The sequence below is a fragment of the Nocardia sp. NPDC057668 genome (assembly GCF_042799795.1).
GTDB lineage: Bacteria > Actinomycetota > Actinomycetes > Mycobacteriales > Mycobacteriaceae > Nocardia.
Genome location: NZ_JBHVIC010000005.1, coordinates 452,410 through 467,470, shown reverse-complemented (window position 1 = coordinate 467,470; position 15,061 = coordinate 452,410). Strand labels below are relative to the sequence as shown.

The following is a 15,061-nucleotide window of genomic DNA, read 5'->3' as shown; positions in this document are numbered from 1 at the left end:
TGTGGCGCGGAGAGCATTACGCGCTCCGCGCCACGGGTCGCAGGGGCTAAGCCTTCTTACCGGGCGCCCCGAACCGGTTCTTCGCGGGCCGGTTGGTGGCGGCGCGACGCTCGGCATCCTTGTTCTTCACACGCTCGGCCTCGGCCTGCACCGTGCGCAGGTTCTCGCGTTCGCGCACCAGCCAGTCCGGGGACTCGGCGTTCAGGGCGTCGATCTCGGCGGAGGTGAGCGCGTCGGCGACGCCCGCGCGGGCCAGACCGGAGTTGGAGATCCCGAGTTTGCGGGCGGTCACGTCGCGGGGGAAGGGGCCGGCGGCGCGCAGGTCGGTCAGCCACTGCGGCGGGTTGACGCGCAGCTCCTCGAGTTCGCCGCGGGTGATGGGTGAGTTCCGGAACTCCTCGGGCGCGGCCGGGAGGTAGATGCCGAGCTTGTCGGCCGCGGTCAGCGGCTTCATGGTCTGGTTGTTCTTGTCCGGGCTCACTGATCAAGGGTATCGGGGCGGGCCGGGCACCTGCGCACAGGGCGGTGTCGCGGTGCAATAACCTGGGTGGAATGAGCCGCTTCTCCTCGATCGATGTCACGCGTCTGCGCTGGTTCGTGGCGGTTGCGGAAGAGTTGCACTTCGCGCGCGCCGCGCGCGGTCTCGGGATCTCCCGGCAGCGACTGAGCGCGACGGTCATCGAGCTGGAGGAGGAGCTCGGCGTCAAGCTCTTCGTGCCCGGTGCGCAGCCCACCGAGCTCAGTGCCGACGGCGGCGAGCTGCTGGCGTCGGCGCGCGAGATCCTCGCGAATGTCGTGGAGCCCGAACCCGTTGCCGCACAGGGTGATCGGCTGCGCGTCGGATTCGTGCCGGGCGTGACGGTCACCAAATGGGATCGCATCTGGCGTGAGCGCTTCCCCGACACTCCCGCCGAGATGATCCCGGTCCCCATGCGCGAGCAGGAGTCGGCGCTGCGTGAGCGCGCCGTGGACATGTGCTTCGTGCGCCTGCCCATCGACCGTGACGGCCTGGACGTGATTCCGCTCTATCGCGAGCTGCCGGTGGTGGTCGTGCCCAAGGATCATCCGCTCTCGGTCTTCGAGCAGATCGGCCTGGCCGACCTGGCCGATGAGCGCATGCAGGACGCCGACGACCTGGACGACGCGGCCATGACCATGGATCTGGTGGCCGCGGTGAGCGGCGCCGCCATCGTCCCGCATTCGATCGCGCGCCTGCACACCCGCAAGGATCTGGTTTATCGGACCGTCATGGGCCTGCCCGAGACCGAGATCGCCCTGGCCTGGCCGACCGAGGCGACCACCGAGCTGGTGGAGGAGTTCGTCGGCGTGGTGCGCGGCCGATCGGCGCAGAGTTCGCGGTCCCCGTCGGGACAGCGCAAGCCGGCGCGGGCGCAGCCTGCCAAGGCGCGCACGGGCGGTGCGAAGAAGTCCGTCGGCAAGAAGCCGCAGCCGGGCGCCGCGAAGTCGAAAGGCGCTGGAGCGCAGAAGAAGTCCGGTAAGAAGCGAGGCCGCTAGCCCGGCCCGCCGGAACACGAGCCCGCCGCCCCGGTCCCCGGGGCGGCGGGCTTTCATCATCTCGGGGATCGATTCCGGGAAAGTTCAGGGTCACGTCAGGGTTGCGCTATACGTATACGTCTACTTATAGTGATTTCAGGCGAGGGGAGACCCTGGCACCAACTGGATCCGGAAGCCCTGTGGCGCAAGGGGAATCGAGCGCGGTGCCATGTTCTACAAGCATGCCTATATGCGCATCTATGCGAACAATTTCGTCAACCAACTGTTGACTATTCACCATGGGTCAACCTATGGTTGACGCACTGAATCCGGGAGCGATCATGGACATCGATATGCAGAAAACAGCCGGCGAACCCACCTCCGGCGCCGCCGTCACCCAGACCCTGCCCGAGGGCATGCGCACCATCGAGCTGCGCGTCGGCCCGGGTGGCGCGCGGACGCAGACCTTCATCGGGCGTGAACTCGCCGAGTCGCACCGCGTCACCAAGGCCGGCGCCGAGGTGGTCCGGGTGTATCAGAGTAGGAAGGGCAAACTCGTGGTGCACCGGCACTACATCGAGTGGACCGAGTTCACCAACGTCACCCGGCGGGCCTTCCGCGACAAGAAGTCCGAGTTCACTGTCGCCCGCAAGCAGTCCGACCAGTCGGACCTTTCCGCGATCACGCACTGGGCCAAAGGTTTCCGGGACTGGCGCGACATGCTCGGTCTCGGTGAGGATGGGTATGGCGACTTCACCGTCGACATCGTGAACGCGCCGGGGGAGTTGCGTGATCTGGTGCCGGAGAAGGTCTTCCGGATCGTCGCCGATGTGCTCGAGAACCCCGCCGCCCAAGTGCTCGACATCTGAGTTCGCCTCGAAAAACGAATAGTACGGCCGAACCCCGAAGGGACCCTTCGCATGTTCTCCCGACTCGGACGCCTGGTCGTCGCGCAACCGTGGGCGGTGATCGGCGTCTGGCTGATCGCCATCGTCGCGGTGGCAGGCCTCGCGCCGAAGCTCACCGCGACCACCGACCAAGCCGACTTCCTGCCCTCGCACTACGAGTCCATCCAGGCGATGGAATTGCAGCAGCGGGCCTTCCCCAACAGCGCCACCCCGGCCGCCCTCATCGTGTTCGTCCGGGCCGACGGCGGTCCGCTCACCGACGCCGACGCGGCATCGGTGGCTGCTGTCGCGGGTGCGCTCGGTGAACGCAAGGTCGAGGACGTCACGACCGTTCAGGCCACGCCGCCGTCGCAGAATCGCCTGGTACAGGTGGTCGCGGTCGGAATGACCAAGATCACCAGTCCGGAGGACACCCGGCAGAGCGACGCGGTCAAGGACCTGCGCACCGCGTTGCAGGAGCAGGTCGCGGGCACCGATCTGAAGGCCGGTATCACCGGCTCGGCCGCGCAGGGCCTGGATCAGCAGGAGTCGAGCCAGAAGGGCATGGCCATCATCGCCATCGCCACCATCGTGCTGATCCTGGTGCTGCTGCTCGTCATCTTCCGCAGTCCGGTCATCGCACTGCTGCCCATCGTGGTCATCTTCGGGATCTCGTCCATGGTCGGCGGTCTGCTCGCCATCGTGAGCAAGGCCTTCGATCTGAAGATCGACAGTTCGGTGCAGTCGCTGCTCATCGTGGTGCTCTTCGGCGTCGGCACCGACTACATCCTGTTCCTGATGTTCCGGTACCGCGAACGACTACGGGCCGGTGAGGATCCCAAGACGGCCATGGTCAGCTCGGTGACCCGGGTCGGCGAGGCCATCACCTCGGCGGCCGCGGCGGTCATCATCGCCTTCGGCGCGCTCACCCTGTCCACGCTCGGCATGTTCCGGTCCATGGGCCTGGCGCTGGCGATCGCGGTGGCGGTGGCGCTGCTGGCCGGGCTGACCCTGATCCCGGCGATCGTCTCGCTGCTGGGCACCAAGGTCTTCTGGCCGTCCAAGGCGTGGCAGCACGAGCCCACGGGCGCGCGTTTCGACGCCATCGGAAGCTCGCTGGGCAGGCGGCCCGGGCTGTACGCGGTCGCGTCCGGCGGTGTGCTGATCCTGTTGGGCGTCTTCGCTTTCGGCTTCAATCCGACCTTCGATCTGTCCTCGGGCTCGACCTCGAGCGCGTCCGAGTCCACGATCTACGGCGAGGAACTGCTCAAGGGCATGCCCGCGGGCAGCACCCAGCCCTCGCAGGTCTACCTGAGCGCGGATCAGGGCGCGCTGGGCGCGGATCAGCTCGGCGCGTATCGCACCGCGCTGGCGGCGGTCCCGGGCGTCGGCCAGGTCGGCGAGCCGGTGCTGTCCGAGGACAAGGCCGTGGCCGAATATCAGGTGACGCTCACCGACGCACCCGAATCCGACGCGGCGGCCGACACCATGAAGGGCCCGCTGCGCACCACCGCGCACGACGCGGCGCCGGCCGGCACCACGGCGGTGGTGGGCGGTATGACCTCGATCTTCGTCGATTTCCAGGCGGCCATGAATCGGGACTATCGGGTGGTCTTCCCGGTGGCGGCGGTGCTCATCATGATCGTGCTCGGGTTGCTGCTGCGCAGTCTGGTGGCGCCCTGGTACCTGATGGCCTCGGTGTTCCTGGGCTTCGCGGCCACGCTCGGCGCGGCGGTGCTGGTGTTCCAGCACCTGCAGGGTGATTCGGGCTTGATCTTCACGTTGCCGATCATCATGTACCTGTTCGTGGTCGCACTCGGCACGGACTACAACATCCTCATGGTGGCGCGCCTGCGCGAGGAGGCCCGCGAGGGCCACGATCCGCACCGGGCGGCGGCGCTGGCGTTCAAGCACGCCGGCCCGACCGTCGCCGCGGCCGGTGTCATCCTGGCGGGCACCTTCGCCTCGATGATGCTGGCGGGCAACAACGTGCTCTCGCAGATGGGTTTCGCCATCTCGGTCGGCATCGCCATCGCGGCGTTCGTGATGGCCATGTTCTTCACCCCGGCGGTGACCGCGCTCATCGGTCGCGCCGCGTGGTGGCCCGGGCACGGCGGCGACGCCCGGCCGAACACCACGACGGTGACCCTGGGCAAGTCCGCGGATGCGGATCGGGACGCCGCACACCGGTAGCTCCGCACCCGTGATCGGGCCCGCTTCCCTCGGGAGGCGGGCCCGTTTCGCCGTGTGCGGTCGGTTGTTCACGCAGGTCGGGGATGTTTGACAGGAACTCGTTTCAGTTTTTCGGGCAAAGTGCCCCATAGTGAACTGGACAACCGATACAGTTCGCCGACCGCGCACAACGCGGGCAGGCATCGAGGAGTGACATGAAGCAGTCCGTGCACAAGCGCATCGCCCGTCGGGTCGGCGCGGGCGCCACGGCCCTGGCCGCGCTGGGCTGTTCGGCGGCGATGGCGGCCCCCTACGCGGGCGCGGTCCCCACCGGCATCTCGGTGAACGCCGACAAGATCTACGCGGCCTGCACCTACGAGATCACCGCGACCTACGACCACTGGTTCGAGGCGTGGTTCTACGTGGACGGCCTGGTCATCTCCGGCAGCCCCGTGAAGCCGTCCGGCGGCAAGGCCACCATTCAGTGGACGCCGAAGAAGGCCGGGACGCACACCATTTCGACGCTGCAGGGCTCGGCGTGGGAGCTGAAGGTGAACGTGCTGCAGCCGACCCTGACCGGCAGTGCCACCTGCGGCGCGAGCCCGCTGGGCTTCCTGGGTTCGTAGGCGCGGCCTCCAAGACCCGGTTCGCTGTGGCCCGACCACGGCGAACCGTCCCGGGCCAGGCTGACGCCATTCCTCTGTTCCCTAGTCAGCCTGGCCCTCCCCGTTGTCCGGGAACCGTCCTCAGCTGAGGGTCGTGTGCCAGACCACGGCCGCGGCCAGCGCGCCGGCGCCGTTCACCGACCAGTGCAGTGCGATGGGTGCGAGCAGGCTCCCGCTGCGTCGCCGCAGCCAGGTGAATACGGCACCGGCTGCCGCGGTGGCGACCACCGCGAGCGCGATACCCGCGATCTGACCGGCGACCCCGCCGCCCAGAAATCCGCTCAGTCCCTTGTTCCCGCTGGTCAAACCGAGCGAGGACGCGATGTGCCAGAGCCCGAAAAGCATTGATCCGGCCGCGAATACGCCGCGCGCCCCGTAGGCGCGATCGAGGGTTCCGTGCAGGACGCCGCGGAAGGCGAGCTCTTCCGGGATGGCCGTCTGCAGCGGAATGACGATCATCGACGCGATGAGCGCGCCGGAGATGGTGGCGTAGCGATCGGCCAGGAAGAACGGCCGGGTGATCGGCAGGATCGCGCCGATGGCGACGACCGTGAGAACGAGTCCCACCGCCCCCAGCGCCCAGAGCGACCCCCGCCGCCAGTGCCGCGGGGAGAGCCCGAGTTCGGACCAGGCCAGCCCCCTGCGCCGGACCATGGCCAGCAGCACAACCGCGGCAATCGGTACCGAGACGATGCTCGCCCAGGGCGTGGTGAAGTGCGCTATGAGATTCGTGCAGGTCAAGACGACGACAACGACCGCCACATCGATATACGCGTGCATGCGGTGGCGCGGCTGTTCGGTCGGGGCCGACAGGACAGCGACCGCACCGTTATCGTTTCGAGACATCTCGGCCAGTGTACGTAGCAATTCTTAGAGCGCACTTCGAATGTGCGTAATACCGCTCGGTTCGATCGGATCAGCCGGTTTCCGCTGTTCCGTTCCACCCGGCGAGGTCGTCCCAGGCCTGCAGGGTGCGGGCGGTTTCGAAGCGGCGCGGGTCGCCGGTCAGCGGATCGGTGAATTCGAGTGCGCAGGCGAGCAACTGGAGTGGACGGGTGTAGTCATCGACCGGTTTGTCGGTGAGTTCGGGATAGAAGTCGTCGCCCAGGATCGGGATACCCAGGCCGTTCATGTGCAATCGGAGCTGATGGGTGCGGCCGGTGGCGGGCAGCAGCCGGTATCGGCCCAGTCCGTCGCGCTGGTCGAGCAGCTCGATCCGGGTCTCGGCATTGGGCTCGCCGGGCTCCTCGTACGCCTTGAGGATCTGCCGTTCCTTGACGATGCGGCTCACCACCGTGCGCGGCAGTTCGAGCGCGGGGTCGAACGGCGCGACGGCTTCGTACTCCTTGTGCACCACGCGGCGGTGGAACATGGTCTGATACGCGCCGCGCGCGGCCGGGTCGACGATGAACATGACCAGTCCGGCGGTGACCCGGTCGAGCCGGTGCGCGGGCACCAGATCGGGCAGGTCGAGGTCGCGGCGCAGGCGCACCAGCGCGGTCTGCAGAATGTGCTGCCCGCGCGGAATCGTGGACAGGAAGTGCGGTTTGTCGATGACGAGCAGCCGCTCGTCGCGGTGCACGATGCCGATCTCGAACGGCACCTCGGCCTCGTCGGGCAGATCCCGGTGGAACCAGACCGCGCCGCCGGGCACGTAGGGCGCGTCCGGCGCGATGGGCCCGTCCAGGTCGACGATGCCGCCGGTGCGCAGCAGTTCGTCGATGCGCGCGGGATCCACGCGCGGCAGGCGTTCCACGAGATGGTCGCGGATGGTCGTCCACTCGCCGTCCTCGGGCAGCCGCAGCCGCGCCGGGTCCAACCCGTGCCGCTTGGGTAGCGGCGGCTGCTGCCTGCGTCTCACCGCTAGGACCCTAGTGGGGTCAGTACCCGCGCAGTTTGTCGGGAGTGATGCGGATCAGCGTGTTGTACTCGCCGAAGAACTGCTCGGCGGTGAAGTTCAGGCTCGCGAGCCCGCCGGTGTACTTCTCGGTGTAGTCGGCGATCTCGCCGGGGGTGGCGGGCTGCGCGGCGATGTGCGCGTCGCCGACGAAGATGGCGAAGTCGCCGCCGTCGAAGGTGGAGTTGAGGTTGAGCGATACGCGCGGCTGCCGGGTGAGGTTGCGCACCTTGGCCTGCCCGGGCTTGCTGAAGATCAGGAACTCGGTTCCGTTCCAGAGGAACCAGACCGGGTTGGGCTGCGGGGTGCCGTCGGCGGCGGTCGTGGTGAGCCAGATGACATTGTCGCGCTGCAGGCGCGCGGCGACGCGGGCGCCGAAATCGGTGGCGGCGTCGATGAGCGGTGCGTGAGTGGTCATATCAGGCGACAACGCGGGTGCGGTCGCGGCGATTCCGGATCGGCGATGCGGATTCTTTACTGGCGTATCCCGAACGTGGCCCCACAAAATAAGGTAAGCCTATGCAAATATAGCCGGGGCGGTGGGTTACCCGCTGTGGACAACAGTGGGCAACCGTGACAGGCGGGAGAACCGGTGGACACAGTTCTGGTGGTCGGGGCAGGTCCGAAAGCCCTTGCCGTGGCGGCGAAGTCGCAGGCGTTGCGGGCGATCGGGTTGCCCGCACCACGCGTGATCGTGGTGGAATCGCATGCGGTGGGCGGCAATTGGCTGCCCAGCGGAGGCTGGACGGACGGTCAGCATCGACTCGGCACGAGCCCGGAGAAGGACGTCGGCTTCCCGTACCACTCCACGTGGGCGCGCGGCCGCAATCGCGAGATCGACGCGGCCATGCGCGATTTCAGCTGGAACGCCTTCCTGATCGAGCACGGCACCTACGCCGAGTGGATCGATCGCGGCCGCCCCGCGCCCCAGCATCACGTCTGGGCCAGGTATCTGCAGTGGGTGGGCCGCAAGACCGACATGGAGTTGATCGCGGGCAGCGTCACCGGCATCGCCGCCGCCGCGGACGGCTGGCTCGTCACGGTCACCGATGCCGGCGGCGGCAGCAGCGAAATCGACTGTGACGCCGTGATGATCACCGGCCCGGGTCGCAGCGATCGGGCCTTCACCACGCATCCGAAGGTGCTCAGCATTCAGCGCTTCTGGGATCTGGCGGGACGGCGACTGCTGCCCCCGTCCTCGCGGGCGGCGGTCATCGGAGGCGGCGAGACGGCGGGCTCGGCCCTGGACGAGCTGGTCCGGCACGAAATGCTCACGGTCTCGGTCATTTCGCCGAACGCCACGCTGTACACCCGCGGCGAGAGCTTCTTCGAGAACTCGCTGTACAGCGATCCGACGAAGTGGAGCACGCTCGGCGCCGAGGAGCGCCGCGATGTGATCCGGCGGACCGATCGCGGGGTGTTCTCCGTCCGCGTGCAGGAAACGCTGCTGGGCGACAACCGGGTTCACCATCTCCAGGGCAGGGTGACGGCGATGGCCGATCAGGACGGCCGGGTCGCGCTCACCCTGGCCAATGAGCGGCGCGCGGATCAGGTGCACACCTTCGATCTCGTGGTCGACGCGACCGGCGGGCAACCGCTGTGGTTCCTGGACCTGTTCGACGCGAGCGCGACCGATCTGCTCGAGCTGGCCGTGGGCGGACCGCTCACCCAGGCGCGCATCGAGAACGCCATCGGCTACGACCTGGCGGTGTCCGGACTGGACGCCAAGCTGTACCTGCCCAACATGGCCGCGCTCGCGCAGGGGCCGGGCTTCCCGAATCTCAGTTGCCTGGGCGAACTTTCGGATCGGGTGCTGCGCCCGGATCCGGCGCGGCGGCGGCCCGGAGCGCGTGAGCGTGCCGGGCTGAATCGGTAGCCGTGGGCCGGTTCGCGGTGCGCGCCGAGCCCGCGGCCCGCGCTCGCAGGCTGTCGGCGAACGTCCGGCTACGGCCGGTGGCGGCAACCGCGATGCGCTATCGCGGGCGAATTGCGTAGCCGCCCACATTATTCCGGCGCCGGCGCGGGTGAAATCCGCACGGCGGTGAATTGCGGGCCGCTGAATCACTGTGTGAATTACGCGAGATTCGCCCTGCTCAACCGAATTATCCCAAAGAGTGGTAAGGGTAGCCTATACTAACTCGGGGGCGTTGCACTGCCCGGGCGCCGGGGGGCAGGTGAACCGATGATGCCGCGTGCGGTGGGCGGCGTGCAGGAGAGATGACCAATGCCAAGGGAACTCGGATGGATCAGGCAATTTCAGGCTCCGGGTTCCGATCGCTGCCCGCCGCTGCTGATTTTCCCGCACGCGGGCGCCGGCGCGTCGGCTTATCGAGTTTTTGCCAAATCGCTGGCCCCGCACTTCGACACCGTGGTGTTCCAGTACCCGGGTCGCCAGGACCGCGCCCGGGAGGCGGCCGCGCCGACGTTGAACGAGCTTGCCGCCGGGGCATTCTCGGCCTTTCATCGCTCACCGCATCACACCGGTGCGCCGCTGACCCTGTTCGGGCACAGCATGGGCGCGGTCGCGGCGTTCGAGTTCGCCCGCCTGGCCGAGGCCGCCGGGGTGGGCGTGCGCCTGCTGGCGGTCTCGTCCTCGGCCGCGCCCGCGCTCATCGCCGAACTGCCCCCGCACCCCACCGGTGACGAGGAACTGCTCGATCATCTGTCCGCGCTCAACGGCACCGGCGCCGAGGTGCTGGCCAGCCGGGAACTGCTGCGCATGGCGCTGCCGGTCATGAAGGCCGACTACCGCGCCTTCGATGCCTACTCGTGTGCCCCCGGCATCGCCGTGCGCGCCCCGATCGTGGCCCTGGGTGGTGACGAGGACGAATTCGTCTCGCCCCGTGCGCTGTACGCGTGGGAACCGCACACCGCCGGTGGATTGCGGGTGACGCTGTTCGCGGGCGGGCACTTCTACATCGACGAGCACGCCGCGGGCATCGCCGATCTGCTGGTCCCGCAATCGAGCGGGGTCGCGTGAGCGGGGCCGATCCGGGCGATCCCATCGTGATCGCGGGTATCGGGGTCGAAGCGCCCGGCGGGGTCGGCACACCGGCGGAGTTCTGGGCCGCGCTGGCCGGGGGCCGGGAATTGATCGGCGCGTTCCCGCGCGATCGGGAATGGCCGCTCGCCGAGGTCTTGGGCCTGGGTGAGCGCGAGAGCTGGGGGACGGTGTGCGACGCCGGTGGATTCCTCACCGCCGCCGCCGAATTCGATCCGCTCTTCTTCGGCATCACCCCGCGTGAGGCCGTCGCGATGGATCCGCAACAGCGCGTGGCGCTGCGGGTGGCCTGGCGCGCCCTCGAGCACGCGGGAATGAATCCGGCTGCACTGGAAGGTGATTCGGCCGGGTGCTGGATGGGCGTCTCCACCATGGAGTACGGACCGCGCGCCTCGGAGATCAACGAGTTCAACGGCTATCGCGTCACCGGCGCCGCACAGGGCGCGGTGGCCGGTCGGATCTCGCACGCGTTCGGTCTGCTCGGGCCGTCCATCAGCGTCGATACCGCCTGCGCCTCCTCGCTCACCGCGGTGCATCAGGCCGCAGCGGCCATTCGCGCGGGCGAGTGCGACTGGGCGCTGGCGGGCGGGGTCTGCGTCATGGGCTCGCCGGGCGCGTTCTACGAGTTCGCCAGGAACAACGCCCTCGCCGCCGACGGGCACTGCCGCCCCTACGCCGCCGACGCCACCGGAACGCTGTGGGGCGAGGGTGCGGGAGTGGTCGTGCTGGAACGGGAATCGCGGGCGGCGGCGCGCGGGCACCGGGTGTACGGGCGCCTGCTGGGTTCGCGGGTGAACCACAACGGCGGCGGTGCGCCGCTCGCGGTGCCGAGCGCCGCCGCGCAGGAGCGCCTGATTCGCGGCACGCTGGCCGCGTCCGGGGTCGCGCCGGATCGGGTCGGGGTCGTCGAGGGTCACGGGACCGGGACACCGGTCGGCGATCCGCTGGAGCTGGCCGCCTTGGCCGGCACCTACGGGAGCGCGGGCGGCGCGGGCCCGTACCTGGGTTCGGTGAAGTCCAACACCGGTCACGCCCAGGCGGCCGCGGGCATGCTGGGGCTGATCAAGGTGCTGCTGTGCGGCCTGCACGGGCAGGTCGCGCCCTCGCTGTTCGCCGACCGTCCCACCGCGGAAATCGACTGGGATACAGCCGGTTTACGGCTGGCCACCGAGCTGACGGACTGGGAGCCGATCGACGACTGCCGCTACGCCGCGGTGTCGTCCTTCGGCGTCTCGGGCACCAACGCGCACGCCATCATCGGCATGCCGGTCCCGCGGGAGAGCGATGTCTAGCCACCGACTGCCCGACGGGAGCATCCCGGTCCCGCTGTCCTCCGATACCGGACCGGGCCTGCGCGCCGAAGCCGCCGCCGTGGCGGGGTACCTGGAGTCCCACGCCGCGGTCAACCCGGATCGGGTGTCGGACATGCTCTTCCGCACCAGAACCGTGCGCCGCCATCGGGCACTGGCCATGGTGACAACCCGGTCCGACCTGCTGCAGGCCCTGCGCGCCATCACCGCGGGCGTGCCCCATCCGCTGGTGGCGGCCGGCGACGGGCCCGCCACGGCGCGCCGCATCGGCTTCGTCTTCCCCGGCCAGGGCGGCCAGCGCCCCGGCATGGGCGGGCTGTACTACGAACTCTCCCCGGCCTATCGGGCCGCCGTCGATGCCTGCGCCGCCCTGCACGCCGCGCGATTCGGCCAGAACCAGCCGCTGCACTATCTGCTCGGCGACGAGGGCCGGTTCCGAGACGAGGTGTGGGAAGTGCAGCCCGCCTTGATGTTCCACATGATCGGGCTGGCCGCGATGTGGCGGGCCGCCGGGGTGCACCCGGCCGCCACCATCGGTCACAGCCAGGGCGAACTGGCTGCCGGCGCGGTGTCGGCGGTGATGTCGCTGCACGACGCGGTCCTGGTGGTGACGCATCGCTCCCGGCTGGTCGAGCGGCTGTCGCCGCGCGGCTACTCCATGGCGGTGCTGGCCATGGATCGCGAGGAGTGCGAGGCGCTGCTGGCCCGGCATTCGGGCTGGGCCGAACTGTCGGTGGTGAACTCCCCGCACATCATGGCCGTCTCGGGAACCCGCGAAACCATCGGCGAACTGGTGGTGTCGGCCACCGGCGGCGGCCGGTTCGCGCGTGAGATCCGGGTCGCCTATCCGGCGCACACCTCCATCGTCGCCGAATTGCGCGCGGATCTCGGCGCCTTCCTCAGCGCGGACATGGAACACGAGCACTTCCTGCCCACCGAGATCCCCTGCTACGGATCGACTCTCGGCGAGCCCCTGACTCCGGAGCTGGTGCAGGAGGAGTACTGGTACTGGAACCTGCGCAACCGGGTGCGCTTCGATCGCGCCGTCGTCGCGGCCGCGACCGACGGCATCGACACCTTCATCGAGGTGGTCGAACACCCCGTGTTGCAGTTGGCGATTCAGGAGAACCTGACCCTGGTCCCGTCCGACCCGGTGCGCGGCCCGCGCGACTACACGGTGCTCGCCACCTCCCTGCGCACCGCGACCGGCCTGACCGAGTTCACCCGCAATCTGGCCGCGGTCGCGGTAGCCGACCTGAACTACGACTGGGACGCCCTGCGCACCGGCGAACCCCCCGCCCTCCCGCTGCGCGACTTCCCGCACACGGTCATGAACGAACGCCGCCTGTGGGCGCCGATCGGCTACGACGACAGCCGAATCCACCCGCCCCCGCCGCCGGTCCCCGCCCCACAGCGCCTGGTCGAAACCTGGATTCCCTGGAATCAGCGGTCCCTGACCCCGCCGCGCCGCATCGCCCTGATCGATCCGACGGATGACTGCGCGGAGCTGACCGCCGCCCTGGTGCGCTCCGCCGATCGATATGGAGCCAGCGCAGAGGTGCTGTCGGAGAACGAATCCGACCTGAGTGCCTACGACACCCTTGCAATCCTGCTCTCCGCGCCGTCCGCCACCGCGACCGGCGCGAACACCGACCTCTTGGCGACCTTCTTCGCCGAATCGCGTTGGATTCCGGCGGCTACTGCGTTCTCAGCCGCCGCTGGAAAGCCGGCGTTCCCGCAGAACGACTTCCGGCCGACGCGGTGGGCCGCCCCCTGCGATGCCGATGAGCCGGTCGCTGCGGCCGGGCTTGCAAGCGATGTGAGACAGAGGGGCGCGCGACCGGCCTCGCCCTCGAGTTGGCGGAGCGGGGCGGGACCGGAAAATGATCGCGGGACCAAGGACGTCCCGATGGCGGGCCACACCGTCCAGACGTCCGGCGACGGTCCTGCCGGTGCAGTGCCGGGCGCGCGGGCGGGACGGAATTCGGCTGTGCCGGTCGTTGCGGGCGGCACCGATCTGAGCCGTGATGACCGCGGCGCGAGTGCGGAAACACCGGCTGCGGTGAATGGGCGAGCGGCAGCGCTGCACCGTGAGCTGTGGCTGATCACCGTTGGTGGTGAGACGGTGACGTCCGGGGAAGACGGTCTCTCCCCGTACCTCGCCGCGGCTGCCGCCGGATTCCGCTGTGCGGGGGCCGAACTGCCGGGTGCGCGGGTCCGGCATCTGGACCTGTCGGCGGGGTCCGGGATCGAGCAGGCCGCCCGGGCGATCGGTGCGCTGCATACGGCCGGTGAGTCGGAGATGGCGCTGCGTGCGGAGAAGGTGTTCGTCAAACGCCTGGTGCCCGACGACTCCGCGCCCGGCCCGGCGGCGGATCTCGGCCACGTCTTGATCGTGGGCGGTACGGGAAAACTCGGGCTGTTGTTCGCAGAGCATTTCGCGCGGGCCGGTGCAATCCGGGTGACACTGCTGAGCCGCACCGGTGAATCTCCTTCCATAGCAGCCGATCTCGTCCGACTGCGCGGAATCGGGCGCACCGAGATCGAGGTGGCGGCGTGCGACGTCGTCGATCCCGCGGCGCTCGCGCTGTTCGCCGGCGCATCCGCCGCGCGGCCGGTGAGCCTGCTGATTCACGCGGCGGTCGGCTACGTGGCCGCCGATCTCGCGGACATCGGCCCAGACCTGGTCGTCGCCGCCACGGCCGCCAAGGTGATCGGGCTGGAATCGGTCCTGGCCACGGTCGCGCGTACCCCCACCTGCCGCATCGTGCTGTGCTCTTCGCTGGCCGCGACCATCGGTGGCCGGGGCCAGGCCCTGTACGCGGCGGCCAACCGCCTGCTCGACGTGACCGCGCGGCGGCTGCGTGCGGACGGCCTGGACGCAGTAGCCCTGCAATGGAGCCTGTGGAGCGAGGCGGGCCCGCTCGACGCCGACGGTTTCGCCCGGGTCTCGGGAGCCGGTGTGTACCCGATGAATCCACCGGACGCGATTGCCGCGGGTCTCACCGGCGCGCCCGCCGACGCGGTGATCATCTCCGCCGACTGGCCCACGTTGCGCGATGTGCTCGATGCGTTCGGTCAGGCCCCGCTGCTCGCACTGGTTCCCGACCCTCCGGAACAGGCGGCTGGGCAGCGGAATCCGGCGGCCGAGCCGTTCGATACCGGCTTCGCTCGGCCCGGAGCTGTGACCGGCCGGGCCGACTCTTCGGCCGGACAGCCGGGGACTGGGGCGGCGGCCCTGGGGGCACCGGGCGGACAGTCGATGCCCAACCGGACGTCCGAAACCGTGAACGGATCGTTGCCGCACGCGGTTCCAGGACCGGACGCCTCCGGCCACGAGGGACGGTCGGCCGCGGCGGGCGTTCCGGTTCCGGCCGACACCCGCCCGCTCGCCGATCGGGTGCTCACCGAACTCGAACGCGTCATGGGCGTGGCGCCCGGCGAGCACCTCGACCGTTCCATTCCACTGGTCGCCCTGGGCCTGGATTCGTTGCAGGCCCTGGACTTCCGCAAACGCGTGCGATCGGTCCTGGACCGAGACCTGCCGGTCGCGGCGATTCTGGGCGGCGCGTCGTTCGACGACGTCGTATCGCTCATGGCACAGAACACCATCCAGCGCTGAGGGGCCAGATCTC

The 15,061-nt window shown here is 69.3% G+C and carries 12 protein-coding genes; 8 read left to right on the top strand and 4 right to left on the bottom strand.

Going from position 1 to position 15,061, the window contains the following annotated elements; translation table 11 throughout:
- Positions 1 to 46: 46 nt before the first annotated feature.
- Positions 47 to 481, bottom strand: a complete 435-nt coding sequence (locus ACFVBH_RS29535) for a DUF5997 family protein (RefSeq protein ID WP_379006551.1) — start codon at positions 479 to 481, stop codon at positions 47 to 49.
- Positions 482 to 552: 71 nt separating this feature from the next.
- Between ACFVBH_RS29535 and ACFVBH_RS29530 the strand changes: the two genes are divergently transcribed.
- The 4 genes from ACFVBH_RS29530 (at position 553) to ACFVBH_RS29515 (ending at position 5,179) form a co-directional block, all read left to right on the top strand.
- Positions 553 to 1,515, top strand: coding sequence for a LysR substrate-binding domain-containing protein (locus tag ACFVBH_RS29530; protein WP_354986646.1), 963 nt, complete (start codon positions 553 to 555; stop codon positions 1,513 to 1,515).
- 290 nt (positions 1,516 to 1,805) lie between these two features.
- Positions 1,806 to 2,363, top strand: coding sequence for an EXLDI protein (locus ACFVBH_RS29525; RefSeq protein WP_379006548.1), 558 nt, complete (start codon positions 1,806 to 1,808; stop codon positions 2,361 to 2,363).
- A 51-nt stretch (positions 2,364 to 2,414) separates the two neighbouring features.
- Positions 2,415 to 4,574: an MMPL family transporter gene (locus ACFVBH_RS29520; protein ID WP_379006546.1), complete on the top strand. Its 2,160-nt coding sequence runs from the start codon at positions 2,415 to 2,417 to the stop codon at positions 4,572 to 4,574.
- A gap of 194 nt (positions 4,575 to 4,768) precedes the next feature.
- On the top strand, positions 4,769 to 5,179 hold the full coding sequence (locus ACFVBH_RS29515; RefSeq protein WP_354986643.1) for a hypothetical protein: 411 nt from the start codon (positions 4,769 to 4,771) through the stop codon (positions 5,177 to 5,179).
- Between the two features lie 120 nt (positions 5,180 to 5,299).
- Here ACFVBH_RS29515 and ACFVBH_RS29510 read toward each other — a convergent pair whose 3' ends face one another.
- The 3 genes from ACFVBH_RS29510 to ACFVBH_RS29500 form a co-directional block, all read right to left on the bottom strand.
- A complete protein-coding gene (locus ACFVBH_RS29510; RefSeq protein WP_379006946.1) occupies positions 5,300 to 5,998 on the bottom strand; it encodes a CPBP family intramembrane glutamic endopeptidase in 699 nt (232 codons plus the stop codon).
- 136 nt (positions 5,999 to 6,134) lie between these two features.
- Positions 6,135 to 7,079: an RluA family pseudouridine synthase gene (locus ACFVBH_RS29505; RefSeq protein WP_379006542.1), complete on the bottom strand. Its 945-nt coding sequence runs from the start codon at positions 7,077 to 7,079 to the stop codon at positions 6,135 to 6,137.
- Between the two features lie 19 nt (positions 7,080 to 7,098).
- Entirely contained in the window at positions 7,099 to 7,533 is a 435-nt protein-coding gene (locus ACFVBH_RS29500) for a TIGR03667 family PPOX class F420-dependent oxidoreductase (protein ID WP_354986641.1), read from the bottom strand.
- 174 nt (positions 7,534 to 7,707) lie between these two features.
- Between ACFVBH_RS29500 and ACFVBH_RS29495 the strand changes: the two genes are divergently transcribed.
- The 4 genes from ACFVBH_RS29495 (at position 7,708) to ACFVBH_RS29480 (ending at position 15,048) form a co-directional block, all read left to right on the top strand.
- Positions 7,708 to 8,991 (top strand): SidA/IucD/PvdA family monooxygenase, encoded by a 1,284-nt coding sequence (locus tag ACFVBH_RS29495; RefSeq protein WP_379006537.1) that lies wholly within the window; start codon positions 7,708 to 7,710, stop codon positions 8,989 to 8,991.
- Between the two features lie 348 nt (positions 8,992 to 9,339).
- Positions 9,340 to 10,095 carry a thioesterase II family protein gene (locus ACFVBH_RS29490; RefSeq protein WP_379006535.1) on the top strand — a complete coding sequence of 252 codons (756 nt, stop codon included), beginning with the start codon at positions 9,340 to 9,342 and terminating at the stop codon, positions 10,093 to 10,095.
- Positions 10,092 to 11,408 (top strand): polyketide synthase, encoded by a 1,317-nt coding sequence (locus tag ACFVBH_RS29485; RefSeq protein WP_379006533.1) that lies wholly within the window; start codon positions 10,092 to 10,094, stop codon positions 11,406 to 11,408. Before ACFVBH_RS29490 ends, ACFVBH_RS29485 begins: the two co-directional genes overlap by 4 nt.
- Complete coding sequence (locus ACFVBH_RS29480) at positions 11,401 to 15,048, top strand: acyltransferase domain-containing protein (RefSeq protein ID WP_379006531.1); 3,648 nt, start codon at positions 11,401 to 11,403, stop codon at positions 15,046 to 15,048. Before ACFVBH_RS29485 ends, ACFVBH_RS29480 begins: the two co-directional genes overlap by 8 nt.
- Positions 15,049 to 15,061: the final 13 nt, after the last annotated feature.